Genomic DNA, 26,211 nt, shown 5'->3' with positions numbered 1-26,211 from the left:
GGTGATCCGCTACGCGCCGGCGGTCCTCCTCGGGAGGGCCGCCCGGTTCGCCGCGCGGGTCCGGAAGCCCGACGGGGGATCCGCCGTGCCCGGACTCGTGGTGAACCGCGTCGCGCCCGGATTCCTGCCCGCGGTGCTCGACGGGTTCCGGGACGGCCTCGTGGTCGTCACGGGATCGGCGGGCAAGTCGACCACGACCAAGATGCTGGTCGCGGTGCTCCGCGCGCACGGGCTCCGGGTCTTCACCAACCCCTCGACGGCCAACATCGCCCAGGGGCTGACCTCCGCGCTCCTGGAGCGGGCGGACCTCCGCGGACGGATCGATGCCGACATCGCCGTCCTCGAGATGGACGAGGGTCACGGCGCGCGCCTCGCGCCCCGGATGCGCCCCCGCGTCGTCCTGCTGACGAACGTGGTGGTCGACCAGATCGACCGCTTCTTCGATCCGGCCATGGTCGCCCGGATGCTCGGCACCATCGCCTCCCGCGCGACCGGTCCCGTCGTGCTGAACGCCGACGACCGCCACGTCGCCGATGTCGCGACCTCCCTCCCCGGCGAGCGGATCCGCTGGTACGGCGTCTCCTCCTCCGTCCGCGACTCCGCGTCCGGCGGTCTCGGCTACGCCGCAGAGGCGGAGGCCGGGACCGACCGTGCGACCACCGTCGTCGAGAGCACGACGGGAGCGGCCGCGCGCATCATCAGCGACGGCGACCCGCTCGAGGTCCGGCTCCCCGCACGGGGCGTCCACTACGCGGTGGACGCCGCGGCGGCCGTCTCCACGGCCCGCGCCGTGCTCGCTGAGCGCTTCGACCCGGCCCTCGCCGCCTCCGCGCTCTCGAGCATCGACCCCGTCTTCGGGCGGGGCGAGATCGTCACCGTGCGCGGCCACGAGGTCGAGTTCGTCCTGGTCCAGAACCCGGCGAGCTACCGCCTGAACATCGCGGAGATCCCCGAGGGGACCGAGCAGATCATGCTCGCGATCGGCTCCGACGTCCGAGACCCCTCCTACTTCTGGCCCGTGGACACCTCCGTGCTCGGGCACGTCAGAGTCGTCTCGGGGTCGAAGGCGCACGAGGCGGCGCTGCACCTGCGCTACGACGGCGTGCGCGTCGACTCCGTCGACGAGGACCTGGGTCGCGCGCTCGACGCGTTCCTCGCTCTGCCGACCCCCGCCTCCGGCCGGAAGACCATCGTCTTCTCGGCCGATTCGATGCGCCGCACCCGTGCGCACCTGCAGCTCGTCACCAACCGCGAGGAGACCGCGTGACCACCCTCCGCATCGCCGTGCTCGCTCCCGACGTCCTGGACAGCAACGGCGACGCGGCGAACGCCCGGGTCCTCGCGGCTCGGGCGCGCTGGTCGGGCGTCGAGGCGGAGGTGGTGCCGCTGGCGACCGCCTCCGACGCCGAGGTCCGTCCGGACGTCCTGGTCGCCGGGACGGGAGCGGACGAGGACCTCCCGGGCGTCCTGGCCCTCCTCCACGAGATCGCGCCGACGCTGCGGGCCTGGGTCGACCAGGGCACCCAGGTGGTCGCGGTCGGGGCCGGCTGGGAGATGCTGGCCGGTTCGATCAGCACGGCCGCGGGTGGCGCCCGGGGGATCGGACTGTTCCCCGGAGACTCGGTCACGGGCGAGCGCGCGACCGACGACCTCCTCGTCGAGACGCCGGGCGGTGTCCTCGTCGGCTTCGAGAACCACGAGCGCCGGATGACCGGGATCCCGCTCGAGCACGCGGTCGGCCGAGTGCTGCACGGCACCGGCGACGGCGCCGGCCACGAGGGCTACGCGGTAGGAGGCCTTCTGGGTACGCACCTTCACGGCCCCGTCCTCGCGAAGAACCCCTCGCTCGCGGACACGATCCTGCGGCGCGCCCTCGGCGACGCCTACTCCCCGTCGGACGAGCGTCTCCGCCTGGTCGATGAAACGGCACGAGCCGCTCGCGAAGTGATCGCGAAGCGGCTCGGTGTCGGGCGGTAGGGCGCTGACGCGCCGTCCGGGCTGATCGGGGACGCGCTAGGGGCGCTGCTCCTCGAAGAGCCGGGCGGACTCGTCGTGCCAGCTCTGGGCGATGCTGGAGAGCTTCTCCTGGTACTTCTTCCCGTGGTGCGCGCAGAACAGCAGTTCTCCGTTGTTCACGACCACTCGGATGTACGCCTGCGCACCGCAGCTGTCGCAGCGGTCGGCGGCGGAGAGCTGGTGGGCACCGGCGAGCTCGTCCACGCCGTTCTGGGTTGCTGTGGTCGACATGACTTGGCCTCCTGCACTCGGTCTTCGATCTCTGCTTAGTGGAACCCATCCAAGCACGCGATTGTTTCCGCACGGAGTCGATCGGTCGGCATTTCGCTCTGCGCGTAGGGGCCCCGCGCCGAGCGGCCATCGTGCTGCCGCCGGGTGCCGCGCCACCGCGGCCGGAGCGGTTCCCGAAAGTAGACTGGTCGGATGGCCTCCACCGACTACAACGCCCGTCACCTCTCCGTCCTCGAGGGTCTCGAGGCGGTCCGGAAGCGGCCCGGCATGTACATCGGATCGACCGACTCGCGCGGCCTCATGCACTGCCTCTGGGAGGTCATCGACAACTCCGTCGACGAGGCGCTGGCCGGGCACGGGACCGAGATCAGCGTGCTCCTGCACGCCGACGGCAGCGTCGAGGTGCGCGACCGCGCGCGCGGGATCCCGGTCGACATCGAGCCGAAGACGGGGCTCTCCGGAGTCGAGGTCGTGTTCACGAAGCTGCACGCGGGCGGCAAGTTCGGCTCGGGATCCTACGCGGCGTCCGGCGGTCTGCACGGCGTCGGCGCCTCCGTGGTCAACGCGCTCTCGGAGCGCCTGGACGTCGAGGTCGACCGCAACGGCCGCACCTACCGGATGTCGTTCCACCGGGGGGAGCCCGGGCGCTTCGCCGACGCGGGCGAGCCCACCCCCGACGCTCCGTTCACGCCGTTCGAGAACGGGTCGGAGCTGACGGTCGTCGGGAAGGTCGCCAAGGGCGTCACCGGAACGCGCGTGCGCTACTGGGCCGACCGCCAGATCTTCACGAAGGGCGCCTCGTTCCAGACGGACGACCTGGTGACGCGCGCCCGGCAGACCGCGTTCCTCGTCCCCGGCCTGACGATCGACATCGTCGACGACCGGGCGGACGAGCGCCGCGCCGAGATGTTCCGCTACGACGGCGGCATCTCGGAGTTCGTCGAGTTCCTCGCCCCCGACGCCCCCGTGACCGAGGTGCTGCGCCTCACCGGCTCCGGCACCTTCACCGAGACCGTGCCGGTGCTGACCCCCGGCGGCGCCATGGTGCCCACCGAGGTGGAGCGCACCTGCGAGGTCGACATCGCCCTGCGCTGGGGCACCGGCTACGAGACGGTGATGCGCAGCTTCGTGAACATCATCTCGACGCCCAAGGGCGGGACGCACCAGACCGGCTTCGAGCAGGGCCTGCTGAAGCTGCTCCGCTCCCAGGTGGAGGCGAACGCCCGCCGCCTCAAGGTCGGCTCGGACAAGCTCGAGAAGGACGACGTCCTCGCCGGGCTCAGCGCCGTGCTGACCGTGCGGCTCCCTGAGCCGCAGTTCGAAGGCCAGACGAAGGAGGTGCTGGGCACGCCCGCCGTCCGCGCGATCGTCGCCTCCACCATCGCCTCGACGCTGGGCGCGGTGTTCTCCTCGACGCGCCGCGAGGACAAGGCGCAGACCTCCCAGCTCCTCGAGAAGGTCGTCGCCGAGATGAAGTCGCGGATCTCGGCCCGCGCGCACAAGGAGACGCAGCGCCGCAAGAACGCGCTGGAGTCCTCCTCCCTTCCGGCGAAGCTGGTCGACTGCCGCAGCAGCGACGTCGAGAACAGCGAGCTCTTCATCGTCGAGGGCGACTCCGCCCTCGGCACCGCCAAGCTCGCCCGCAACAGCGAGTACCAGGCCCTGCTGCCGATCCGGGGGAAGATCCTCAACACGCAGAAGGCGAGCATCGCCGACATGCTCTCGAACGCCGAGTGCGCCTCGATGATCCAGGTGATCGGAGCCGGCTCCGGCCGCTCCTTCGACCTCTCGGCCGCCCGCTACGGGAAGATCATCCTGATGAGCGACGCCGACGTCGACGGCGCCCACATCCGCACCCTGCTGCTCACGCTCTTCTTCCGCTACATGCGGCCGCTCGTCGAGGCGGGGCGCGTCTTCGCCGCCGTGCCTCCGCTGCATCGGCTCGTGGTGATGAACGCGGGGAAGAAGCCGAACGAGACGATCTACACCTACTCCGAGAAGGAGCTGCAGAGCGTGCTCGCGGCCCTCGGCAAGGCGGGCCGCCGCTACCAGGACCCGATCCAGCGCTACAAGGGGCTCGGCGAGATGGACGCGGACCAGCTGGCCACGACGACCATGGACCGCTCCCGCCGCACCCTCCGCCGGGTGCGGGTCGCCGACGCCGAGAACGCCGGCCGGGTGTTCGAGCTGCTGATGGGCAACGACGTGGCACCCCGCAAGGAGTTCATCGTCCGCGGGTCCGAGTCGCTGTCGCGGGACCGCATCGACGTCTGAGCCGCGGGGCTCAGAACACCTCGGGCGCCGCTCCGATCGTCGCGATCGGCGCCGCGAGCGCCACGCCGGAGCCGTCGCGCTTCATCCCGGAGTCGGGCAGCGCGGCGACCGAGCCGTCGGCCTCGAGCGCGTGCGCGGGACCGGGGCCGACCCACGCCACTCCGAGGGCGGTCTCACCCTTGAGGAAGCGCTGCGCACGGACTCCGCCGGTGGCCCTGCCCTTGGCGGGGAACTCCGAGAACGGCGAGACCTTCGCACTGCCGGTGTCGGTCCCCGAGAGGGCCCAGCTGTCGACGGCGACCGTCGCGACGACGGCCTCGTCCCGGTCCTCGGCGGCGACGACGGCGAAGTGCACGACGTCGTCGGTCTCGGCCAGCTTGACCCCGGCCATCCCCGCGGCGGACCGGCCCTGAGGGCGGACGGCGGACGCGGGGAAGCGCAGCAGCTGGGCCTCGCCGGTGACGAAGACCAGCTCGTCCTCCTCCGCCGACGCGGCCGCGCCCACGACGGCGTCCTTCGGCTTCAGGGCGATGAGCTCGATGTCCGGGCGGTTGGGCAGCTCGCCCGGCGCGACGCGCTTGACGACGCCCTGCTGGGTGCCGAGCGCGATCGGCCGCTCGTCGTCGAGGGCGACGAGCGCGAGCACCCGCTCGTCCTTCGCCAGGTGCGGGAGGTAGTCGCTCATGCGCACGCCCGCGCCCAGCTGCACCGAGGAGGAGGGGACGGCGGGCACGTCGACCGGCGAGAAGCGGAGGAGCCGACCGGCGCTGGTGACCGCGCCGATCTCCGTCCGGCTGGTCGTGTCGAGCGCGCTGAGGACGGCGTCGTGCTTCGAGCGGCGCGTGGCGCGCTCGGAGTGGGGAGCGGCCTCGGGGTCGCGGTCGACCCGCACCATGCGGCCGGTGGTGCTCAGCAGTACCCGGCAGGGCACGTCCGCGATCTCGAGCACCGCGGCGGCCTTCCGCCCGGTGGTGGCGACGGAGGGGCGCGCCTCGGTGAGCAGGGTGCGCCGCGGGGTCCCGAGGCGCTGGGCGACCTCGTCGAGCTCGTCCGAGACCAGCTCGTCGATCCGTGATCGGCTGGCGAGGAGGGCCTCGAGCTCGGCGATCTCGGCGAGGAGGGTGTCGCGCTCGGTCTCGAGCTCGATGCGCGAGAACTTCGTGAGACGGCGGAGCTGGAGCTCGAGGATGTAGTCGGCCTGCAGGGTGCTGAGGTCGAAGACCTCGATCAGCCGGGCCCGCGCCGCCGCGGTGTCGTCGCTCCCGCGGATCAGCTGGATGACCTCGTCGATGTCGAGGATCGCGATGAGCAGGCCCTCGACCAGGTGCAGCCGCTCCTGGCGCTTGCGCAGTCGGTAGCGGGTCCGCCGGGTGACGACCTGCACCCGGTGGCCGATGTAGACCTGCAGCAGCTCCTTCAGGCCGAGGGTGCGCGGGCCGCCGTCGACCAGCGCGACGTTGTTGATCGAGAACGCGTCCTCGAGGGGCGTGTAGCGGTAGAGCTGCTCGAGGACGGCCTCGGGGCTGAAGCCGGTCTTGATCCCGATGACGAGCCGGAGGCCGTTGTCCCGGTCCGTCAGGTCGGTGACGTCCGAGATGCCGCTGAGCTTCTTGTTCTGGACGCCGTCCTTGATCTTGTCGATGACCTTCTCGGCGCCGACGAGGTAGGGCAGCTCGGTGACGACCAGGCCGGACTTGCGCGCGGTGATGCTCTCGACCGAGACGCGGGCGCGGGTCTTGAAGCCGCCCCGGCCGGTCGCATAGGCGTCGCGCACGCCGGCGAGGCCGACGATCGTGCCACCGCTCGGGAAGTCCGGTCCGGGGACGAACGACATCAGGTCGTCCAGGGACGCGTCGGGATGGGCGATCAGGTGCCGGGCCGCCCCGATCACCTCCACGAGGTTGTGGGGCGCCATGTTCGTCGCCATGCCGACGGCGATGCCGCTGGCCCCGTTGACCAGCAGGTTCGGGAACGCGGAGGGGAGGACCTCGGGCTGGTCGTGCGAGTTGTCGTAGTTCGGGACGAAGTCGACGACGTCCTCGCCGAGGTGCTCGGTCATGGCCGTGGCGGCCGGGGCGAGGCGGGCCTCGGTGTAGCGGGCCGCGGCCGGGCCGTCGTCGAGGGAGCCGAAGTTGCCGTGCCCGTCGACGAGGGCGACCCTCATCGTGAACGGCTGGGCGAGGCGGACGAGTGAGTCGTAGATCGAGGCGTCGCCGTGCGGGTGCAGCTTGCCCATCACCTCGCCGACCACGCGCGCCGACTTCACGTGGCCGTGATCGGGCCGCAGCCCCATCTCGCTCATCATGTAGAGGATCCGGCGCTGCACCGGCTTGAGGCCGTCGCGGGCGTCGGGCAGGGCCCGCGAGTAGATGACCGAGTACGCGTACTCGAGGAAGGACCCCTCCATCTCGGCCGAGACGTCGACGTCCTCGATGCGCTCGGTGAGCGAGGATCCGGAGGAGGGGGCTGCAGCGTTCATGACTCGATTCGGTGGCGGGCGCGGGACGGCGGCGGGGGACTGCACCGCCCTGCGACGCTCGACGGGACGGGCGGAGCGGAGACGGCGCCTCGCGGACGGGACCGGCCCTCCCGTTCCCGCGGACTCTCCGCCGCACCGGCCCGGCGGGGACGGCGGCGCTGTGCGAAACTGGGCGCGATGACCCACATGCTACCGCCAGCCCCCGACGGGCGGCGGAGCCTCGCCGACGTCCTGCCGGGCGCCCTCGACGCGCTCCTGGGCCGCCCCGGCCTCTTCGGCTCGCCCCGCGTCGAGCGGATCGTGGTCGTCCTCGTCGACGGCCTGGGTGCCGCGAACCTCCGCCAGCGCGGGGGCCACTCGCGCACGCTCGCTCCGGCCCTCAACCGCGGCACCACGCTCGTCTCGGGCTTCCCGACGACCACCGCGGCGGCCCTGGCGAGCCTGACGACGGGCCTGCGCCCGGGCGGGCACGGGATGGTCGGCTACCGCGTGCTCGACCGCGCCTCCGACCGCCTGGTCAACCAGCTCTCCGGCTGGGACGAGGGCATGGTGCCCGAGACGTGGCAGCCCCACCCCACGGTCTTCGAGCAGGCTTCGGCCGCCGGTGTCCGGGCCGGAGTGATCGGCCCCGCGCGGTACGCCCGCTCCGGTCTCACGCGGGCGATCCTGCGCGGCGCCGAGTACCACTCCGCCGGCGGCGTCGCCGAGCGCTTCTCGGCGGTGCGCGCCCTGCTCGACGAGGGCGGCCGGCAGCTCGTGTACCTCTACGTCCCCGAGCTCGACCAGGCTGCGCACGCGCGCGGCTGGGAGTCGCCGGAGTGGACGGCAGCGCTCGAGCTCCTCGACGGCGAGGTCGGCGGAGCGGTCCGCGGGCTCTCCGCCCGCGAGAGCATGCTGGTCACCGCCGACCACGGCATCGTGGACGTCCCGGCGTCCTCGCACGTGCTCGTCGAGCGGGGACCGCTGCTCGAGGGCGTCCGGCACCTCGGCGGAGAGCCCCGCTGCCTGCAGCTGCACCTCGAGCCGGGTGTGGACCCCGACGAGGTGGCGCGGCGCTGGATCGAGGCGGAGGGCGCACGCGCCTGGATCGCGACGCGCGACGAGGTCGCCGTGAGCGGCTGGTTCGGCGAGGTCTCTCCGGCGGCGGCCGAGCGGATGGGCGACGTGTTCGTCGCGGCGCGGAGGACCATCGCCTACTACGCGGCGGACGACTCCTCCGGCCGCTCCATGATCGGGCAGCACGGGTCGCTCACGCCGGAGGAGACGCAGGTGCCGCTCCTCCGCTTCGGCGCGCTGGCCTGAGCCGGGCCGAGGGGACGGGGGCACCGTCCACCCCGGCGGAGCCGCGCCGGTTGAGGGTCAGTCGTCGCTGCGCGCTCCGAAGACGATCTCGTCCCAGCTCGGCATGGACGCCCGCCCCCGGCGGAGGCTCCCGCGCACGCCCGACGGCTGCTCGGGGACCGGGGGAGCGGTGCGCGGCGGCTCCGGTGCCTTCTCGACGGGAGGAGCGGCCTCGGCCTCGGGCTCCGGCTCCTCGCGGACGCGGAGGCTCGAGGCGTGATCGCGCTCGCCCCGGCGGCGCCGCAGGGCGTCGAGCAGGTCGGCGGTGTCGTTGAGGTTGCGCTCGCGCTGCTCCGTCGTGCTCGTGACGGGGCGGGGGAGCGTCGAGATAGGGCGCGGGGTCTCGGAGAGGGCCGGCTGCGGCTCCGTGTCGGAGGGGCGGACGGCGGCCGGCCGGGCGTGCGGCATCGCGGCGGGGCGGCCGGCGGTGGGGTGGTCGGCCCGGGCGGAGCGGCTCGGCGCCTCCGCGGACTCCGGGTCGAAGCGCGTGGCGAGCTCGTCGACGGCTGCGGGGATGACGGCGCGCAGGCGCGGGATGAGGGTCGGCCGGATCTCGCCCTGCTGCGAGAGCGTGATCGCCTCGGAGGTCAGCGGCGACAGCAGCGCCTTCCGCGGGTCGAAGCGCCAGCGGGCGTCGTGGTCGATCTCGTCCGAGCGGAAGAGGAGCTTGACGACCCAGCCCTCCTCCTCCTTCCAGCTCGACCACTGCTCGCCCTCGGCGCCGAGCGACGCGAGGCGGTCGCGGATGACGTCGCCGAAGGGCGTGCCCTCCTCGAGGGGATCGGGGTCGGTGGTCGTGTAGACGCGCACGGCGAGGGCGGACGCGACGATGTGCTCGCGCTCGGCCGTGACGGGTCCCTCGAAGCGCTGGACGTAGCCCAGGTCGGCGCCCGTGAGCTCGGCGACCTCCTCGGCGGAGAGCCCAGAGCGGATGTGGGCCTGGATCTCGCGGGGGGAGACGCGCTTCTCGCGCGGCGGGAGGGTGTGCACCCGCGGCCGCAGCTGGCTCTGCAGCGTCTCGTCGATGCGGACCGAGAAGCGCTCGCCGCCCTCGGACACGAGGACGAGCGATCCGCCCTCGACGCCGATCACCTTCAGTTCCATCATCGTGGGGACCCTCCTTCTGGACGCGGACCGGGCAAGGATGCCACGCGCCCGGGCGATCGGCCGGGAATACCCCGGGCGGGTCGAAAGTTGGTGCGGAAGGAGGCGGGGCGAGCGGGTGTCAAGAGCCGTTCGAGGTGGTTTGCGAATCGATGCGTCGTGATGCACACTGACCCCGCCGATTTGTTGAACAGCAGAAATAAGAAGTGGATGGGAATGGCTACGGACTACGACGCCCCCCGCAAGACCGATGACGACTCCGAGTCGATCGAGGCCCTGAAGGAGCGAGTCCCCGACAAGATGTCCGGAGTCGTCGACGTCGATGACGCCGACAACCCGGGCGGATTCGAACTGCCCGGTGCCGATCTGTCCGACCTCGATCTGGACGTCGTGGTCCTTCCGCCCCAGGCGGACGAGTTCACGTGCGTGAGCTGCTTCCTCGTGAAGCACCGCTCGCAGATCGACCACGAGGAGAAGCTCGGACCGATCTGCCTGGAGTGCGCCGCTTAAGCGCCTCCCGGCTCCGAAGGACGACCGCTCCGTCGCCGTGATCCCCGGATCGCGGCGACGATGTCGTCCGGGCGGCGGGTGGAGACCAGCCAGTACGGCGTCGGGTCGGCCGGATCCTCGATCGGGACCCGCACCACCTCCTTCACCCAGCCGCGGATGACCAGGTACGCCCGCGCGTCCAGGCGCGTCCCGCGCTCGGCGAACGCCTGGTCCCCCGAGTAGGAGGACGGCTCGCCCACGAGGTCCAGCGGGATGTGCGCGCGGCCGGCGCGCAGCTCCCCCTCCGCCACCTCGATCACGGGGGAGAGGGCCAGCAGCGACAGCACGCAGCCCGCGTACAGAACGACCGCGACGATCACCCCCACCGCGAAGTCGATGGGAGCGAACACCAGGATGCTGGCGGGGATCACGAGGGCGGTGGCGACGAAGAGCCAGGGCGCGGGCCACAGCCTCTCTCGGTAGGACGGCATGACCCTATTGGATCAGACGTTTGGTCTACCCTCGTCACGTGCCTGCAACCGTCGACGTCCCGATCACCGCGGACCGGCTCCCCTCCTACGCCCGTCCGGGCGACGCGGGAGCCGATCTCCACTCGACGGAGGACGTGGTGCTCGCCCCCGGTGAGCGCGCCTCCGTCGGCACCGGGGTGGCCGTCGCTCTCCCGGAGGGCCACGCCGGCTTCGTCGTCCCCCGCAGCGGGCTGGCCTTCAGGCACGGCATCACCGTCGTCAACGCCCCCGGAACGATCGACGCGGGCTACCGCGGCGAGATCCGGGTGGCGCTGCTGAACACCGACAGCCGCGAGACGTACCGCGTCTCGGCGGGGGACCGGATCGCGCAGCTCGTGATCGTCCCCGTCGTCCAGGCGAGGTTCACGGCCGTCGACGAGCTTCCCGAGTCGGTCCGCGGCACGGGCGGCTTCGGATCCACCGGGTACGCCGCCGGCGCCCAGGAGACCAGAATCCACGAGGAGAGCGCATGAGCGACATCCAGCCCACGGCCGGCGAGGCCGCCGAGCCCGTCCAGCAGGACTTCGAGAAGTCGGCGCCGGAGGATCGCGCGGAGGCCGGGCCCCTGGACGAGCGCGAGGCCAACCCGGTCCGCCCCTACATCGACCTCGGCGGGGTGAAGGTGCTTCCCCGCGAGGGCATGCACATCCGCCTCGAGGTCGAGGAGGGGACCAAGCGCGTCATCGCCGTCGGCCTCGACTACGCCGGGTCGACGCTGCAGGTGCAGCCCTTCTCCGCGCCGCGCTCCTCGGGCCTCTGGCACGAGATCCGCGGCCAGATCGCCGAGCAGATCGGCCGTCAGGGCGGATCGACGACGGAGCGCGACGGCGTCTTCGGTCCGGAGCTCGTCGCCGAGCTCCCGATCGCCGGCGGCCAGACCCGCGTCGCCCGGTTCGTCGGTGTCGACGGTCCGCGCTGGTTCCTCCGCGGCGTGATCGCCGGAGCCGGAGCCGTCGACGAGCAGGCGGCCGCCTCGGTCGAGGAGCTCTTCCGCAGCATCGTCGTGGTCCGCGGCAGCGGCCCGATGCCTCCGCGCGACCTGATCCCGCTGAAGGTGCCGACCGGCAGCCAGACCCAGCAGAGCGCGAGCTGACCGGCATGGAGCCGGTGCGGCCCGAGGACCCGGCCCGATCGGAGGAGCCGGTCCGGCCCGAGGTCGGCGACGCGATCGCGCAGGCCGCCCGCCGCTCGGGACTCGGCGCGGTCGCCGACGGCGAGCCGTTCGACGGGAAGGCGCTGCTGCGCACCATGGGCGGCGTCCGGGGGATCCTCGAGGCCGTCGTGCCCGGCATCGCCTTCGTCCTGCTCTACACGGTCACCTCGGAGCTGGTGCTCTCGCTGGTCGCATCCGTCGGGCTCGCCGTGGCGTTCACGGTGGCGCGGGTGCTCGGCCGGACGCCGGTGATCCAGGCCGTCGGCGGGCTGCTCGCCGTGGTGGTCTCGGCCGCACTGGCGCTGTTCACCGGGCGGGGCGTCGACAACTTCGCCCTGGGGCTGCTCACCAACCTCGTCTACGGGCTCGTCTTCCTCCTCTCCGTCGTCGTGCGCTGGCCCCTGATCGGCGTCGCCGCCGGCTTCCTGATGGGGGACGGCACCGCCTGGCGGTCCGATCGGCGCAAGCGCCGCCTCTTCGGCGCCCTGACCCTCGCGTGGGCGGGGCTCTTCCTCCTGCGCCTGGCCGTGCAGTACCCGCTGTTCCTCGCCGAGGACACCACGGCGCTGGGCATCTGGAAGCTGGCGCTGGGCCTGCCCCTGTACGCGCCGCTGCTGGTGCTCACCGTGCTCGCCGTCCGGGCCGAGTACCGCGGAGCCGGCGAGCGCGCCGATGCGGGCGATGCTCCGGATCGTGCATAGAATTGTCTCGACGTCGAGATAAATAGCGCTCGCCTCCCCACGCCGTCGCGGCGAGGTCGACCGGGCGCCTCGGCGTCGAGGAGTTAGGTCCTCCTTGGTGGCAGGCCGCTGTGCGCGGTCGTCAAGATGAGGACGGAGAGCGGCTCCGCCCGTCGGCGGACGCTGCAGTCAGCGAAGGAGAGGGCGACGTGTCCGCGGTAGACAGCTTTGGATCGAAAGACACCCTGAAGGTCGGCTCGACCGACTACGAGGTGTTCCGCATCGACCGGGTCCCCGGTCACGAGAAGCTCCCGTTCAGCCTCAAGGTGCTGCTCGAGAACCTCCTGCGCACGGAGGACGGCGCGAACATCACCGCCGACCACATCCGCGCCATCGGCGAGTGGGTCCCGGAGTCGGAGCCCGACACCGAGATCCAGTTCACGCCGGCCCGCGTGGTCATGCAGGACTTCACCGGCGTGCCCTGCATCGTCGACCTCGCCACCATGCGCGAGGCCGTCGCTGCCCTGGGCGGCGACGCGAACCGGATCAATCCGCTCGCGCCCGCCGAGATGGTCATCGACCACTCCGTCATCGCCGACCTCTTCGGCACCGAGGACGCGCTCGAGCGCAACGTCGAGCTCGAGTACGAGCGCAACGGCGAGCGGTACCAGTTCCTCCGCTGGGGCCAGACCGCCTTCGACGACTTCAAGGTCGTCCCGCCCGGAACCGGCATCGTGCACCAGGTCAACATCGAGTACCTGGCCCGCGTCACCATGACCCGCGAGGTGGGCGGCGCGCTGCGCGCCTACCCCGACACCTGCGTCGGCACCGACTCGCACACGACGATGGTCAACGGCCTCGGCGTGCTCGGCTGGGGCGTCGGCGGCATCGAGGCCGAGGCCGCGATGCTCGGCCAGCCCGTCTCGATGCTCATCCCGAAGGTCGTCGGCTTCAAGCTCACCGGCTCGATCCCGACCGGCGTGACCGCGACGGACGTCGTGCTCACCATCACGCAGATGCTGCGCAAGCACGGCGTGGTCGGCAAGTTCGTCGAGTTCTACGGGGCCGGCGTCGCCGCGGTGCCGCTCGCCAACCGCGCCACCATCGGCAACATGAGCCCCGAGTTCGGCTCCACCGCCGCGATGTTCCCCATCGACGACGTGACCCTCGACTACCTGCGCCTCACCGGCCGCAGCGACGAGCAGATCGCCCTCGTCGAGCAGTACTCCAAGCTGCAGAAGCTCTGGCACGACCCCGCGGTCGAGCCGGTCTTCAGCGAGTACCTCGAGCTCGACCTCGGCACCGTCGTCCCCTCGATCGCCGGCCCGAAGCGCCCGCAGGACCGGATCGAGCTCTCGTCCGCCAAGACGCAGTTCGAGTCGGACCTCACCAACTACGCGGACGTCTCGCACGACATCGTCGACCTGACCATCGCGGAGTCCTTCCCCGCCTCCGACCCCGGAGAGCTGCAGCCGCAGGACGAGCACAGCAGCCACGAGCACACCCACCGCTCGCACGCGCCGGCGACCGCCTCCAAGCCGACCACGGTCGAGCTCGGCGAGGGCGGGACCTTCACGATCGATCACGGCGCCGTCGCGATCGCGGCGATCACCTCGTGCACCAACACGTCGAACCCGTCCGTCATGCTCGCGGCCGGCCTGCTGGCCCGCAACGCGGCGCAGAAGGGCCTGAAGGCCAAGCCGTGGGTGAAGACCACGCTGGCACCCGGGTCGAAGGTCGTCACCGACTACTACGAGAAGGCCGGCCTGACCGAGTCGCTCGAGGCTCTCGGCTTCTACACGGTCGGCTACGGCTGCACGACCTGCATCGGCAACTCCGGCCCGCTGCTCGAGGAGATCTCGACCGCGGTGCAGGACAACGACCTCGCCGTGACCGCCGTGCTCTCAGGCAACCGCAACTTCGAGGGCCGCATCAACCCGGACGTGAAGATGAACTACCTGGCGAGCCCCCCGCTCGTCATCGCCTACGCGCTCGCCGGCTCGATGAACTTCGACTTCGAGGTCGACGCGCTCGGCACCGACTCCGACGGCAACGACGTGTTCCTCAAGGACATCTGGCCCGACGCGGCCGAGGTGCAGGCGACGATCGACTCGTCGATCGACAAGTCGATGTTCGACATGCAGTACGCGGGCGTGTTCGACGGTGACGAGCGCTGGCGCGCGCTGCAGACCCCCGAGGGCTCGATCTTCGAGTGGGACGAGTCGTCGACCTACGTGCGGAAGCCCCCGTACTTCGACGGCATGACGATGGAGACGACCCCGGTCACCGACATCGCCGGTGCCCGCGTGCTCGCCAAGCTCGGCGACTCCGTCACGACCGACCACATCAGCCCCGCCGGCTCGATCAAGGCCGACAGCCCCGCCGGCCGCTACCTCGACGAGCACGGCATCGACCGCAAGGACTACAACTCCTACGGCTCGCGCCGCGGCAACCACGAGGTGATGATCCGCGGCACGTTCGCGAACATCCGCCTGCGCAACCAGCTGCTCGACGGCGTGGAGGGCGGCTACACCCGCGACTTCACTCAGCCGGACGCCCCGCAGTCGTTCATCTACGACGCGTCGCAGAACTACCAGGCCGAGGGAACCCCGCTCGTCATCCTGGGCGGCAAGGAGTACGGCTCCGGCTCGTCGCGCGACTGGGCGGCCAAGGGCACGAGCCTGCTGGGCGTCAAGGCGGTCATCGTCGAGAGCTTCGAGCGGATCCACCGCTCGAACCTCATCGGCATGGGCGTCGTCCCGCTGCAGTTCCCCGCGGGCGAGAGCTGGGAGTCGCTGGGCCTGGACGGCACCGAGTCGATCAGCATCTCGGGCATCGAGGAGCTGAACGAGGGCGTCACCCCCAAGACGGTCCACGTCGTCGCCGAGCCGACCGAGCACTCGGCCGAGGGCAAGCAGACCGTCGAGTTCGACGCGGTCGTCCGCATCGACACCCCCGGTGAGGCGGACTACTACCGCAACGGCGGCATCCTGCAGTACGTGCTGCGCTCGCTCGTCTAGATCAGCCGCAGAGCGTGTGCGCCTTCCCTGCGGGGGAGGCGCACACGCGTTCCCGGGGGCCCCGTGCGTAGACTCGGGAGACGTCCCCACCTCGCTCACGACCCCGGAAGGCGGCGCGCATGGCTGTTCTCGAGACCATCGGCGGTCCTCGCGATCTCGATCGCCTGACCGCGGCCGAGCTCGAGACGCTGGCGCAGGAGATCCGCGACTTCCTCGTGCGCGAGGTCTCGAAGACCGGCGGCCACCTGGGGCCGAACCTCGGCGTCGTCGAGACGACCATCGCGATCCACCGGGTCTTCGACTCGCCGCACGACGCGATCGTGTTCGACACCGGTCACCAGTCCTACGTCCACAAGCTGCTCACCGGTCGCCAGGACTTCTCGAAGCTCCGGCAGCGCGGCGGCCTCGCCGGCTACCCGCAGAGGAGGGAGTCGCCGCACGACATCGTCGAGAGCTCGCACGCCTCCAGCTCGCTGTCCTGGGCGGACGGCATCTCCCGCGCCTTCACGATGACCGGCCAGACCGACCGCCACGTCGTCGCGGTCGTGGGCGACGGCGCCCTCACCGGCGGCATGACCTGGGAGGCGCTGAACAACATCAGCGACGACAACTCCCGCGGGCTGGTCATCGTGGTCAACGACAACGGGCGCTCCTACGCCCCGACCATCGGCGGCATGGCCCGCTTCCTCAACGGCGTCCGCACGCGGCCGACCTACCGCACGATGCACCGCGGCTCCCGGGCCGTCTCGGAGCGGCTGGGCGGCCCCGCCGCCGCCGTCTACCGCGGCGTTCGCGGCGGGCTCCACGGCTTCCTCAGCCGCTTCATCAACAACGAGGCGCTCTACTCCAACCTCGACATCAAGTACCTGGGGCCGATCGACGGACACGACCTGACGGCGATGGAGGAGGCTCTCCAGCAGGCGAAGGACTACGGCCAGCCGGTCATCGTGCACGCGATCACCCAGAAGGGCAAGGGCTTCGGTCCGGCCGTGCACGACCTCGCCGACCAGTTCCACGCCGTCGGGCAGATCGACCCCGAGACGGGCGAGCCGCTGAGCGCGGCCGGGGCCCGATCGTGGACCTCGGTGTTCGCCGAGGAGATCGTCACCCTGGCCGACGAGGACCCGACGATCGTCGGCATCACTGCCGCCATGCTCCGGCCCGTCGGTCTCGACCGCCTCGCGGAGAAGTACCCGGAGCGCGTCTTCGACGTCGGCATCGCGGAGCAGCACGCCGTGACCTCGGCCGCCGGTCTCGCCTTCGGCGGGCTGCATCCGGTCGTCGCGCTGTACGCCACCTTCGTGAACCGCGCCTTCGACCAGGTGCTGATGGACGTCGCACTGCACCGCGCGGGCGTCACCTTCGTGCTGGACCGCGCCGGAGTCACCGGACCCGATGGTCCGAGCCACCACGGCATGTGGGATCTGGCGATCCTGCAGGTCGTCCCGAACATCCGCCTCGCCGCTCCGCGCGACTCCGTGCGCCTGCGCGAGGAGCTGCGCGAGGCCGTGGGCGTCACCGACGCGCCGACCGTGGTGCGCTTCTCGAAGGGGAGCGTCGGCGACGAGATCGACGCCGTCGAGCGCCTCGGCGACGGGGTCGACGTGCTCGCCCGCGCCGAGCGCAAGGACGTGCTGCTGGTCACGGTCGGGCCGATGGCCGCGATGGGTCTCGAGGTCGCCCAGCGGCTCGCGGCCCAGGGCATCGGAGCCACCGTCGTCGACCCCCGCTGGGTCGTGCCCGTGCCCACCAGCATCATCGAGCTCGCCCGCAAGCACCGCATCGTCGTCTCGATCGAGGACGGGGTGCGCGTCGGCGGGATCGGCACGCGCATCCGCCAGGACCTGCGCGAGGCCGGCGTGGACACCGCGGTGACCGAGCTCGGGCTGCCCGACCAGTTCCTCGACCACGCCAAGCGCGAGGAGATCCTCGAGGACGTCGGACTCACTCCCCAGCACATCGCTCGCGACGTCGTCGCGCAGGTGCTGGGCAGCAAGATCCCGGTCGCCCGTCCGCTCCCGGACGAGGTCGAGGCCCGGGACGACGCCCGCAGCGACTGATCGGCCGTCGGGACCCGTCCCTCAGGCGACGCGCGGAAGGGGCGCCGGATCCGATCCGGCGCCCCTTCCGCGTCACTGCACTCCGCGTCAGTCGACGCCGCGGATCGCGGGGTGGTGGAACGTGTCCCCGAACGCCCGCTCGCTCGCGCCGACCCGGTCGAGGTAGGGCGTGAGCCCGCCCATCTGGAACGGGTAGCCCGCGCCGAGGATCAGGCAGAGGTCGATGTCCTCCGCGGCGTGCACAACGTCGTCGTCCAGCATCCGCTTGACCTCGTCCGCGAGACCCGTCTCGACGCGCAGCCGCAGCTGCTCGGCCGTCGTCGGCTCCGTGCCCCCGGCGACGATCGCGACCGCGCGCTTGTCGACGCCCTTCACACGCCCCTTCGCGTCGCGCTCGAAGACGCGGCCGAGCTCGGCGAGGCGGTGCAGGTTGGGGCTGTCGAAGAAGCGGTCGGGGAACGCGGCGTGGTGGGTGTCGAGCACGTGCGCGCCGACCTTGAGGCCCACCAGCTCGAGCAGCTCGAACGGGGTCATCGGCAGGCCGAACGGAGCCAGCGACTGCTCGACGACCTCGAAGGGAGTGCCCGTGTCGACCGCGTGCATCGCCTCGCCCAGGACCTTCGCCAGCACGCGGTTCACCACGAAGCCCGGGGTGTCGCGCGTGATGACGGCGTTCTTCTTGAGCTTCGCGGCGGTGACCATCGCCGTCGAGAGGGTCTCGTCGTCGGTGTGCGGCGTCCGGACCACCTCGATCAGCGGCATGACCGCGACCGGGTTGAAGAAGTGGAAGCCGACGAGGCGCTCGGGGTGCTCCAGCCGCTCGCCGATGCGCTCGACGGAGAGGGACGAGGTGTTGGTCGCGAGCACCGCCGTGGGCGAGACGTAGCGCTCGATGTCGACGAACACGTCCTGCTTCACCGACAGCTCCTCGAAGACCGCCTCGATCACCCAGTCGGCGTCGGCGAAGTCGGAGCGGTCGGTCGTGCCGGTGATCAGCGCGCGGAGGCGGTTCGCGTCGTCGGGGGAGACGCGTCCCTTCGCCAGCAGCGCGTCTATCTCGGCGCGGATGCCCGCGACGCCCTTGTCGACCCGCTCCTGGTCGAGGTCGGTGATGACCACCGGCACCTGGAGGCGGCGGAGGAAGAGCAGCGCGAACTGCGAGGCCATGAGGCCCGCGCCGACCACCCCGACCTTGGTGACGGGCTTGGCCAGCGCCCTGTCGGGCGCTCCCGCGGGACGCTTGGCGCGCTTCTGCACCAGATCGAACGCGTAGATGCTCGCACGGAACTGGTCGCCCGAGATCAGGTCGGCCAGCGCCTCGTCCTCGGCGGCGAAGCCCTCCTCGCGGGTGGTGTTCTTCGCGGCCTTGAGCAGCTCCAGCGCGCGGTACGGAGACGCCGCGACCGTGCCGATCCGCGACTCCAGCTGCTTGCGCGCGATCGAGATCGCGACGTCCCACTTGACCAGCCGCTCCAGCTTGCCGGGCGCGTTCGGCCGCTCCACCTTCACGGAGCCGCCGATCACGCCGTCGGCCCAGCGGAGCGAGTCCTCGAGGAAGGCGGCGGGCGGGAAGATCGCGTCGGCGATGCCGAGGTCGAACACCACCTGGCCCTTGAGCGTGCGGTTGTTCTTCAGCGGGTTCTCGACGACGACCTTGAGGGCGTTCTCGATGCCGATCAGGTTCGGCAGGAGCCACGCGCCGCCCCAGCCGGGGATGATGCCGAGGAAGACCTCGGGGAGCCCGAGCGCGGGGATGGAGGAGTCGACCGTGCGGTAGTCGGCGTTCAGGCCGATCTCGGTGCCGCCGCCCAGGGCGAGGCCGTTGATGAAGGCGAAGGACGGCACGCCCAGCTCGGCCAGCATCCCCAGCGTGCGGTGGCCCAGGCGCGCCAGCTGGCGGCCGAGCTCACGGCTCGGGATGGCCCCGACCTTGCTGAGGTCGGCTCCCGCGGCGAGGATGAACGGCTTGCCGGTGATGCCGACCGCCTGGATCTCGCCGCGCGAGGCGCGCTCCTTCTGCGCCAGGAGGACGTCCGCCAGCTCGAAGAGCGACGCCGGTCCGAAGGTGTTGGGGCGGGTGTGGTCGCGGTCGTTGTCGAGCGTGATCAGGGCGAGCGTGCGGCCGCTGGGCAGCGGCACGTCGCGGACGTAGGAGTGGGTGACGACCTCGCCCTCGGCGAGGTCCACGAGGTTCTCGAATCCGTCGAGCATGGGTCAGCGTCCCTTCCGTCGTCCGCGCTTGCCGTCGTAGTGCGGGTTCTCCCAGATCACCGTGCCGCCCTGGCCGAGGCCGACGCAGAGGGCCGTCACGCCGTAGCGGACCTCGGGGTGCGACTCGAACTGCCGGGCCAGCTGGATCATCAGCCGGACCCCGGAGGAGGCGAGCGGGTGGCCGATCGCGATCGCTCCGCCGTACTCGTTGACGCGCGGGTCGTCGTCGTCGAGGCCGAAGTGGTCGAGGAAGGAGAGCACCTGCACGGCGAACGCCTCGTTGAGCTCGAAGAGCCCGATGTCCTCGATGCCCAGGCCCGCCTTGCGGAGCGCCTTCTCGGTCGAGGGGACCGGGCCGATGCCCATGATCTCGGGCTCGACGCCGGCGTACGCGAAGCTCACCATCCGCATCTTCGCCGACAGGCCCAGCTCCTGCGCGGCCTCGGCGCTGGCCAGGAGCGACACCGTCGCTCCGTCGTTGAGCCCGGAGGAGTTGCCCGCGGTCACCCGGCCGTGGGGGCGGAACGGGGTCCGCAGGCCCGCGAGGCCCTCGAGGGTCGTCTCGGGGCGCGGTGCCTCATCGGCGGTCGCGAGGCCCCAGCCCGCGGCGCTGCGCGTGGCGACGGGGACGAGGTCCGGCTGGATGCTGCCGGCGGCGTACGCGGCGGCGAGCTTCTGCTGGCTCCGCAGGGCGTAGTGGTCGGCGCGCTCCTTCGTCAGGTGCGGGAAGCGGTCGTGGATCCGCTCCGCCGTGCGGCCCATGTTGAGCGCGTCCTCGCCGACGAGGCGCTCGGAGAGGAAGCGCGGGTTGGGGTCGGCGCCGAAGCCCATCGGGTGCCGGCCCATGTGCTCCACGCCGCCGGCGAGGACCACGTCGTAGGCGCCGAACGCGATGCCGCCCGCGGTCGCGGTGACCGAGGTCATCGCTCCGGCGCACATGCGGTCGATGGCGAAGCCGGGCACCGACTTCGGCAGCCCTGCGAGCAGCGCCGCCGTGCGGCCGAGGGTCAGGCCCTGGTCGCCCTGCTGGGTGGTGGCGGCGATCGCCACCTCGTCCACCCGCTCCTTCGGCAGCGCGCTGTTGCGCTCCAGCAGACCGATCATCGCCTTGACGACGAGGTCGTCGGCTCGGGTCTGCCAGTACATGCCCTTCTCGCCGGCACGCCCGAACGGAGTACGGACTCCGTCGACGAACACGACTTCGGATCTCTCGGCCACAATGCCTCCCAGGAACTCACGGTCGCCGTCGATCGTAGGAACCGGCACCGCGCAGCCGGAATCCTTTGCCGCTTCCTACGAAGGGGTTTCGGTGCCCTCGGCCGGCGCTTGGGCCGCTTCGACAAACGCGGTGGCGATCGAGCCCGACGTGGCCTCGACCTGCCAGGCACGGGCGCCTGCGCGGGTGAGCTCCGCGGCGACCGACTCCGCGGTCATCGGCTCGGGCGGGTTCCAGGCCACCCGGCGCAGCAGCTCCGGCGTGAGCAGGTTCTCGACCGGGAGCGAGAGCAGCTCGGCGATCTCGGTGACCACGGCGCGTCCCGCCTTCAGACGGGCGTCGGCGGCCGGGTTGCGATCGCCCCACGCGCGCGGAGGGGGGAGCGTGTCGGCGGCAGGGCGGGTCGGGCTCGGCAGGTCCTCGGTCGTCGTCCCGCGCTCGATCGCGGCCCACCAGCGCTCGACCTCGCCGCGGCTGGCGCGGCCGGTGAAGTCGCGGCGGCCCGAGAGCTGGCCGATGCTGGTCGGGATGTTGCGGGCGACCGCGATGATCGAGGAGTCGGGGATCAGGCGGCCGGGAGCGATGTCGCGCTCGCGGGCGAACGCGTCCCGGGCCAGCCAGAGCTCGCGCGCCACGGCGAGGGGGCGCGGGCCGCGGAGCGAGTGCATGCCGGAGAGGCGGCGCCACGGATCCAGCGGGACCGCCTTCGGGGCGCGCGCGAGCGTCGCCTCGAACTCCTCGCGGGCGATGCGCGTCTTCCGCGCGGCGATGAGCATCTCCTCCATGCGGTCGCGGAGGTCGACGAGGAGCTCCACGTCCTTCGCGGCGTAGACGAGCCAGCTCTGGGGGAGGGGGCGGGTCGACCAGTCGGCGGCCGAGTGCTCCTTGGCCAGGTGGATGCCGAGGAGGTCCTCGACGACGGCGCCGAGGCCCACCTTGGGCAGTCCGAGGAGCCGGGCGGCGAGCTCGGTGTCGAAGATCCGCACCGGGTCCAGGCCCACCTCGCGCAGGCAGGCGAGATCCTGGCTGGCGGCGTGGAGGACCCACTCCTCCTGGCCGATGACCGCCTGCAGGGCGTCCATCCGGCCGATGGCGGGGGGATCGAAGAGGAACGCGCCGGCGCCGCGCCGGTAGACCTGGATCAGGTACGCGCGCTGCGAGTAGGTGAAGCCGGAGGCGCGCTCGGCGTCGACGGCGACGGGGCCCTCGCCGGCGGCGAGGGCGTCGACCGCGGCGAGGAACTCGTCGGGCGTGGAGAGGACACGGTAATCAGTCACGGTTGTTCCGTCGGAAGGCGAGCGGGGTCACACCGTCGCTCGATACGGGCGGGAGACCCGCGAGCATGCACAACAGCTCCCCCCACCCTTCCACGTGAGCGGCGAGCTGCGCATCATCCGGGCTCCAGGAGGCGCGGATCTCGATCTGCGCACCGTCCCCCTGAGCGGCCAGCTCGCCGAAACCGGTGGAGAGCACCTTGGTGGCCGTGCCGGACGCGGCGGAATAGGAGGCGCCCCGCGCCCCGAGGGCGTCGATGAGCCAGGACCAGGCGACCTCGGCGAGGAACGGATCGGTGCCGATCTCGACCTCGAGCGGGGCCTGGGCGAAGCAGACGACACGGAAGGGGCCGCCCCACTGCTCGGGCTCCTCGGGGTCGTAGAGCAGGATGAAGCGCCCCGTGCCCAGCTCGGAGTCGCGTCCGTGCGCGTGCGGCGCGACGTCGCCCGACAGGGCGAGGGCCCAGGGCGCGAGACCCGACGGCGAGGCGATCTCGGACACGGTGAGCTCGGCGCGCGTGGCAGCGGCGCGGATCGACTCCGTCGCGACCCGGAACTCCTCAGGGAGCTGGGACGACGCTGGGAATTCGGGCACGATCGCAGACTAGGGTTCCGACGCGCCCGGGACGCGGAGGCACGCCGGGTGGGCGGCTCTCAGCGCGTGCGGCTCCAGCGGGCGTAGACGGCCCCGGAATCGTCCGCGGCCAGCAGCGTCAGGGCGTAGGCGTCGTCGACGACGGCCGTGCCCGTCGCGACCGGGAGGCCCGGGAGGACCACGCGCGGCGAGGTGGTGAGGCACAGCTCGTCGACCCGGCCCGAGGCGAGGAACTGGCCCGAGAGCGAGGCGCCGCCCTCGCAGACGACGCGGTGCAGGCCGAGCCCGGCGAGAGCCTCCAGGAGCTCGTCGACGCCGATCCGCTCCGAGGAGGACGGGACCGGGACGACCTCGACGCCGGCGGGGAGCCCCTCCACCGCGCCGCGCGACTCCGGCACCAGCAGCAGGACCCGGGAGCCCTCCTGCAGCTCCAGGCGGTGCCCGGCGAGATCGCCCGAGGCGGAGACGACGGCGAGCGGGACCCGCCGGGGGACGCGGTAGCCCTCGGCGCGGACGCTCGCGGCTCCGACGAGGACGACGTCGGCCTGCTCGCGGACGACTCCGAGGATCGTGCGGTCGACGCGGTTGGTCAGCGTCTCGCTGGTGCCGTCGGAGCCGGTGCTGGAGCCGGTGACGCTCGCGATCATGTTCAGGCGCACGCGCACCGCCTCGTCGGGACGCCAGGCGTCAGCGACCGCCGCTCGCGCGCCCTCCTCGCCGATCACGATCGGCGGACCGGCGGGGACGAGCGGCCGGAGGATCATGCGGCCAGGTGCGCGCGGACCTGCCGCTTGGCACGGCCGAGCAGCGCGGTCATGCCGCGCAGGCGCAGCGGCGAGACCGCCTCCGAGAGGCCGATGGTCTGCGGGAAGTCGTCGGGGACGGCGAGCACCTGCTCGGGGGTGAGCCCGGCCAGGCCCTGCGCCAGGATCGACGCGAAGCCGCGCGTCGTGGGCGCCTCGCGGGGAGCAGTGGCGTGCAGGTGCACGATCCCGCCCTCCACATCGACGACGATGAAGACGGGCGCCTGGCACTCCTCCACGCGCTCGAAGAGGTCCGGGTGGTCGCGGTAGCGCTCGGGCAGGTCGGGGAGCTCGTTCGAGAACTCGAGCAGGAGCTGCAGGCGCTCCGGCTTCTCGAGGGCGAGGAACTCCTCGCGGATGTCGCGCAGAGCGTCGGGGAGCGTGGTGTCGGTCATCCGGTCCAGTGTCTCATCGGGGGAGGGGCGGCGGGCGGTCGCAGCGGAGGCCGGGAGCCCGGATCCGGCCCGTCGACGGGCGGATCGGCGCTCCCGGCCTCCGTCGTGACGCGTCAGCGGGCCGCGGGGGCCTCGCCGGGCTCGGCGCCCTGCACGATCGGGACGCGGACGGCGCTGCCCCACTCGGTCCAGGAGCCGTCGTAGTTGCGGACGCCCTCGAAGCCGAGGAGGTGGGTCAGCACGAACCAGGTGTGGGCGGAGCGCTCGCCGATCCGGCAGTAGGCGATGACGGAGTCGCCGTCCTTCAGCCCCGCGCCCTCGCGGTAGATGCCGTTCAGCTCGTCGAGGGGGCGGAAGGTGCCGTCCTCGGCGGCGGCCCTGCCCCAGGGCACGTTCTGCGCGCTCGGGATGTGACCGGCGCGCAGGGCGCCCTCCTCCGGGTAGGCCGGCGCCGTGGTGCGCTGCCCGGTGAACTCCTCCGGGGAGCGGACGTCGATCAGCGGGTTGCCGAAGTGCGCGAGGACGTCGTCCTTGAAGGCGCGGATCTCGGCGTCGCTGCGCTCGACGACGGGGTACTCGGCGGGCTCCGGGGAGGAGGCGTCGGTGGTCGTCGAGCGGCCCTCGGCGAGCCACTTGTCGCGGCCGCCGTCGAGCAGACGGACGTCCTCGTGGCCGAAGAGGGTGAAGACCCAGAGCGCGTAGGCGGCCCACCAGTTGTTCTTGTCGCCGTAGACGACGACGGTGGTGTCGCGGGCGATGCCCTTGCCGCCGACGAGCGCGGCGAACGCGGCACCGTCGATGTAGTCGCGCTGCACCGGGTCGTTGAGGTCGGTGTGCCAGTCGATCTTGACGGAGCCGGGGATGTGGCCGGTCTCGTAGAGCAGGACGTCCTCGTCGGACTCGACGACGACGAGACCGGGAGTGCCGAGGCGCTGCTCGAGCCAGTCGGCGCTGACGAGCCGTTCGGGGTGCGCGTAGGAGGCGAACTTCGGCGACGGATCGGTTTCGACGGACAAGGAGGACCTCCAGGATGGTGCGCGGAGCGCGGGCGTGATTCCACGGCGGGCTACGCTGGAGCCCGCCCTTCAGCGACAGTACGCGTCCGCGGACGACGCCGCACGGAGGGCGCCGTAAGAGTTCGACACAGAACCGCGGCGGCTCCGTGCCCGGTGCGGCCGCCGCCACTGAGCGCACGGACCCGCGCCGTGCGCAGGATGCGAGACGCGAGTGAGCCCCGACGACGTCCGATCGACGAGCAGCCTGACCGCCCGCTCGCCCCAGATCAGCGGGCACGAGATCGCGTCGACGCTGGTGCCCCCGCGCCAGTTCGAGGGCGCCACCTTCGAGAGCTACCGTCCCGACCCGGAGTACCCCTCGCAGGCCGACGCGGTGGAGGCTCTCCGCGCGTTCGCCGCCGGCGGCGGATCCAAGGGCGGCGGAGGCGGCTTCCTGGGCTTCGGCCGGAAGAAGGCCCCCGCGGTCAAGCCGGGCGTGTACCTCGACGGCGGCTTCGGCGTCGGCAAGACCCACCTGCTCGCGGCGATCTGGCACGCGGTGCCGGGCCGCACCTACTTCGGGACGTTCATCGAGTACACCGCGCTCGTCGGCGCGCTCGGCTACGCGGCGACCGTCTCGCTCCTCAAGGGCTCGGCGCTGCTGTGCATCGACGAGTTCGAGCTGGACGACCCGGGCGACACGATGCTGATGACGCGGCTCCTCGGCGAGCTGGTCGCCTCCGGGACCCGCATCGCCGCGACCTCGAACACCCCGCCCAACGCGCTGGGCGAGGGGCGCTTCGCCGCGGCGGACTTCCTCCGCGAGATCCAGTCGATGGCCGCCCACTTCGAGACGATGCGGATCGACGGCACCGACTACCGGCGCCGCGACATCGAGGGCCACGCCGTGGTGCGCACCGACGAGGAGATCGACGCTCTCGTCGCGGCCGCCCCCGCCGGCTCCGTCGTCACCGACGACCCGTTCGTGGACGCCGTGCACCACCTGGGCACCGTGCACCCCTCCCGCTACATCAAGGTGATCGACGGCGTCGACACCATCGTGCTCCGGGGCGTCACCGCTCTGACCGACCAGACCGACGCCCTGCGCCTCGTGGCCTTCATCGACCGGGTCTACGACGCGCAGATCCCGGTCCTCGCCTCCGGGACGCCCCTCGACGAGGTCTTCGGCGGCGACATGCTGAGCGGCGGCTACCGCAAGAAGTACCTGCGCTCCATGTCGCGGCTCATCGCGCTCACCTCGATGGCGCCCCGCTCCTAGGGGCGGATCCGCTCTCCTCCCGGCGTTCCCGGGGTCGTCGTCGTGCCGTCCGCCAGCGCGCCGTAA

At 72.0% G+C, this 26,211-nt stretch carries 22 protein-coding genes; 11 read left to right on the top strand and 11 right to left on the bottom strand.

Features of this window, described 5'->3' with window-relative positions; genetic code table 11:
- Nucleotide 1: 1 nt before the first annotated feature.
- Nucleotides 2-1,267 carry a Mur ligase family protein gene (locus C5D66_RS03290; protein ID WP_104255035.1) on the top strand — a complete coding sequence of 422 codons (1,266 nt, stop codon included), beginning with the start codon at nucleotides 2-4 and terminating at the stop codon, nucleotides 1,265-1,267.
- A complete protein-coding gene (locus C5D66_RS03285; RefSeq protein WP_146083139.1) occupies nucleotides 1,264-1,977 on the top strand; it encodes a type 1 glutamine amidotransferase in 714 nt (237 codons plus the stop codon). Before C5D66_RS03290 ends, C5D66_RS03285 begins: the two co-directional genes overlap by 4 nt.
- Nucleotides 1,978-2,013: 36 nt before the next feature.
- Here the strand turns inward: C5D66_RS03285 and C5D66_RS03280 are convergent, their stop codons facing one another.
- Entirely contained in the window at nucleotides 2,014-2,247 is a 234-nt protein-coding gene (locus C5D66_RS03280; RefSeq protein ID WP_068212876.1) for a hypothetical protein, read from the bottom strand.
- A gap of 192 nt (nucleotides 2,248-2,439) precedes the next feature.
- Between C5D66_RS03280 and C5D66_RS03275 the strand changes: the two genes are divergently transcribed.
- Entirely contained in the window at nucleotides 2,440-4,521 is a 2,082-nt protein-coding gene (locus C5D66_RS03275) for a type IIA DNA topoisomerase subunit B (protein WP_104225230.1), read from the top strand.
- Nucleotides 4,522-4,531: 10 nt separating this feature from the next.
- Here the strand turns inward: C5D66_RS03275 and C5D66_RS03270 are convergent, their stop codons facing one another.
- The gene (locus C5D66_RS03270; RefSeq protein WP_104255033.1) at nucleotides 4,532-7,000 is read right to left on the bottom strand and encodes a DNA topoisomerase (ATP-hydrolyzing) subunit A; all 2,469 of its coding nucleotides are present in this window, start codon (nucleotides 6,998-7,000) and stop codon (nucleotides 4,532-4,534) included.
- Nucleotides 7,001-7,177: 177 nt separating this feature from the next.
- Between C5D66_RS03270 and C5D66_RS03265 the strand changes: the two genes are divergently transcribed.
- The gene (locus C5D66_RS03265; protein WP_258063880.1) at nucleotides 7,178-8,302 is read left to right on the top strand and encodes an alkaline phosphatase family protein; all 1,125 of its coding nucleotides are present in this window, start codon (nucleotides 7,178-7,180) and stop codon (nucleotides 8,300-8,302) included.
- A gap of 57 nt (nucleotides 8,303-8,359) precedes the next feature.
- Here C5D66_RS03265 and sepH read toward each other — a convergent pair whose 3' ends face one another.
- Nucleotides 8,360-9,448: a septation protein SepH gene (gene sepH, locus C5D66_RS03260; protein ID WP_104238755.1), complete on the bottom strand. Its 1,089-nt coding sequence runs from the start codon at nucleotides 9,446-9,448 to the stop codon at nucleotides 8,360-8,362.
- A gap of 213 nt (nucleotides 9,449-9,661) precedes the next feature.
- Here sepH and C5D66_RS03255 point away from each other — a divergent pair, with 213 nt between their 5' ends.
- Nucleotides 9,662-9,955 (top strand): DUF4193 domain-containing protein, encoded by a 294-nt coding sequence (locus tag C5D66_RS03255; protein WP_055792269.1) that lies wholly within the window; start codon nucleotides 9,662-9,664, stop codon nucleotides 9,953-9,955.
- On the opposite strand, the gene C5D66_RS03250 is transcribed toward C5D66_RS03255, so the two are convergent.
- Complete coding sequence (locus C5D66_RS03250) at nucleotides 9,952-10,425, bottom strand: DUF3093 domain-containing protein (protein WP_104222107.1); 474 nt, start codon at nucleotides 10,423-10,425, stop codon at nucleotides 9,952-9,954. The genes C5D66_RS03255 and C5D66_RS03250 overlap by 4 nt on opposite strands.
- A 38-nt stretch (nucleotides 10,426-10,463) precedes the next feature.
- Here C5D66_RS03250 and dut point away from each other — a divergent pair, with 38 nt between their 5' ends.
- The 5 genes from dut (at nucleotide 10,464) to dxs (ending at nucleotide 17,377) form a co-directional block, all read left to right on the top strand.
- On the top strand, nucleotides 10,464-10,937 hold the full coding sequence (gene dut / locus C5D66_RS03245) for a dUTP diphosphatase (protein WP_104222105.1): 474 nt from the start codon (nucleotides 10,464-10,466) through the stop codon (nucleotides 10,935-10,937).
- Entirely contained in the window at nucleotides 10,934-11,557 is a 624-nt protein-coding gene (locus C5D66_RS03240; protein ID WP_104248032.1) for a DUF3710 domain-containing protein, read from the top strand. The genes dut and C5D66_RS03240 overlap by 4 nt, the downstream gene beginning before the upstream one ends.
- 5 nt (nucleotides 11,558-11,562) lie before the next feature.
- Nucleotides 11,563-12,318: a DUF3159 domain-containing protein gene (locus C5D66_RS03235; RefSeq protein WP_104255031.1), complete on the top strand. Its 756-nt coding sequence runs from the start codon at nucleotides 11,563-11,565 to the stop codon at nucleotides 12,316-12,318.
- A 188-nt stretch (nucleotides 12,319-12,506) separates the two neighbouring features.
- On the top strand, nucleotides 12,507-15,317 hold the full coding sequence (gene acnA, locus C5D66_RS03230; RefSeq protein WP_104326783.1) for an aconitate hydratase AcnA: 2,811 nt from the start codon (nucleotides 12,507-12,509) through the stop codon (nucleotides 15,315-15,317).
- Nucleotides 15,318-15,436: 119 nt separating this feature from the next.
- Nucleotides 15,437-17,377: a 1-deoxy-D-xylulose-5-phosphate synthase gene (gene dxs / locus C5D66_RS03225; RefSeq protein WP_104255029.1), complete on the top strand. Its 1,941-nt coding sequence runs from the start codon at nucleotides 15,437-15,439 to the stop codon at nucleotides 17,375-17,377.
- A gap of 87 nt (nucleotides 17,378-17,464) precedes the next feature.
- On the opposite strand, the gene C5D66_RS03220 is transcribed toward dxs, so the two are convergent.
- The 7 genes from C5D66_RS03220 to C5D66_RS03190 all read right to left on the bottom strand — a co-directional run bounded on the left by C5D66_RS03220 (nucleotide 17,465) and on the right by C5D66_RS03190 (nucleotide 24,887).
- A complete protein-coding gene (locus C5D66_RS03220; RefSeq protein WP_104255028.1) occupies nucleotides 17,465-19,588 on the bottom strand; it encodes a 3-hydroxyacyl-CoA dehydrogenase NAD-binding domain-containing protein in 2,124 nt (707 codons plus the stop codon).
- 3 nt (nucleotides 19,589-19,591) lie between these two features.
- Nucleotides 19,592-20,806: a thiolase family protein gene (locus C5D66_RS03215; RefSeq protein WP_104255027.1), complete on the bottom strand. Its 1,215-nt coding sequence runs from the start codon at nucleotides 20,804-20,806 to the stop codon at nucleotides 19,592-19,594.
- 75 nt (nucleotides 20,807-20,881) lie between these two features.
- Nucleotides 20,882-22,081: a ribonuclease D gene (locus C5D66_RS03210; protein ID WP_104255026.1), complete on the bottom strand. Its 1,200-nt coding sequence runs from the start codon at nucleotides 22,079-22,081 to the stop codon at nucleotides 20,882-20,884.
- Nucleotides 22,074-22,673: a DUF3000 domain-containing protein gene (locus tag C5D66_RS03205; protein ID WP_104222090.1), complete on the bottom strand. Its 600-nt coding sequence runs from the start codon at nucleotides 22,671-22,673 to the stop codon at nucleotides 22,074-22,076. Before C5D66_RS03205 ends, C5D66_RS03210 begins: the two co-directional genes overlap by 8 nt.
- Before the next feature lie 59 nt (nucleotides 22,674-22,732).
- On the bottom strand, nucleotides 22,733-23,437 hold the full coding sequence (locus C5D66_RS03200) for a dihydrofolate reductase family protein (protein ID WP_104222088.1): 705 nt from the start codon (nucleotides 23,435-23,437) through the stop codon (nucleotides 22,733-22,735).
- Nucleotides 23,434-23,871, bottom strand: a complete 438-nt coding sequence (locus C5D66_RS03195; protein WP_104255025.1) for a SufE family protein — start codon at nucleotides 23,869-23,871, stop codon at nucleotides 23,434-23,436. The genes C5D66_RS03200 and C5D66_RS03195 overlap by 4 nt, the downstream gene beginning before the upstream one ends.
- A 113-nt stretch (nucleotides 23,872-23,984) precedes the next feature.
- Nucleotides 23,985-24,887 (bottom strand): sulfurtransferase, encoded by a 903-nt coding sequence (locus C5D66_RS03190; RefSeq protein WP_104255024.1) that lies wholly within the window; start codon nucleotides 24,885-24,887, stop codon nucleotides 23,985-23,987.
- A gap of 211 nt (nucleotides 24,888-25,098) precedes the next feature.
- Between C5D66_RS03190 and zapE the strand changes: the two genes are divergently transcribed.
- Nucleotides 25,099-26,145, top strand: a complete 1,047-nt coding sequence (gene zapE / locus C5D66_RS03185) for a cell division protein ZapE (protein ID WP_104255023.1) — start codon at nucleotides 25,099-25,101, stop codon at nucleotides 26,143-26,145.
- The last annotated feature ends 66 nt before the right edge of the window (nucleotides 26,146-26,211 follow it).

This window comes from Rathayibacter sp. AY1B4 (genome assembly GCF_002932815.1).
In the GTDB taxonomy this organism is placed as follows: Bacteria; Actinomycetota; Actinomycetes; order Actinomycetales; family Microbacteriaceae; genus Rathayibacter.
The sequence above is the reverse complement of the archived record's forward strand: the minus strand, read 5'-3'. Positions and strand labels throughout refer to the sequence as shown.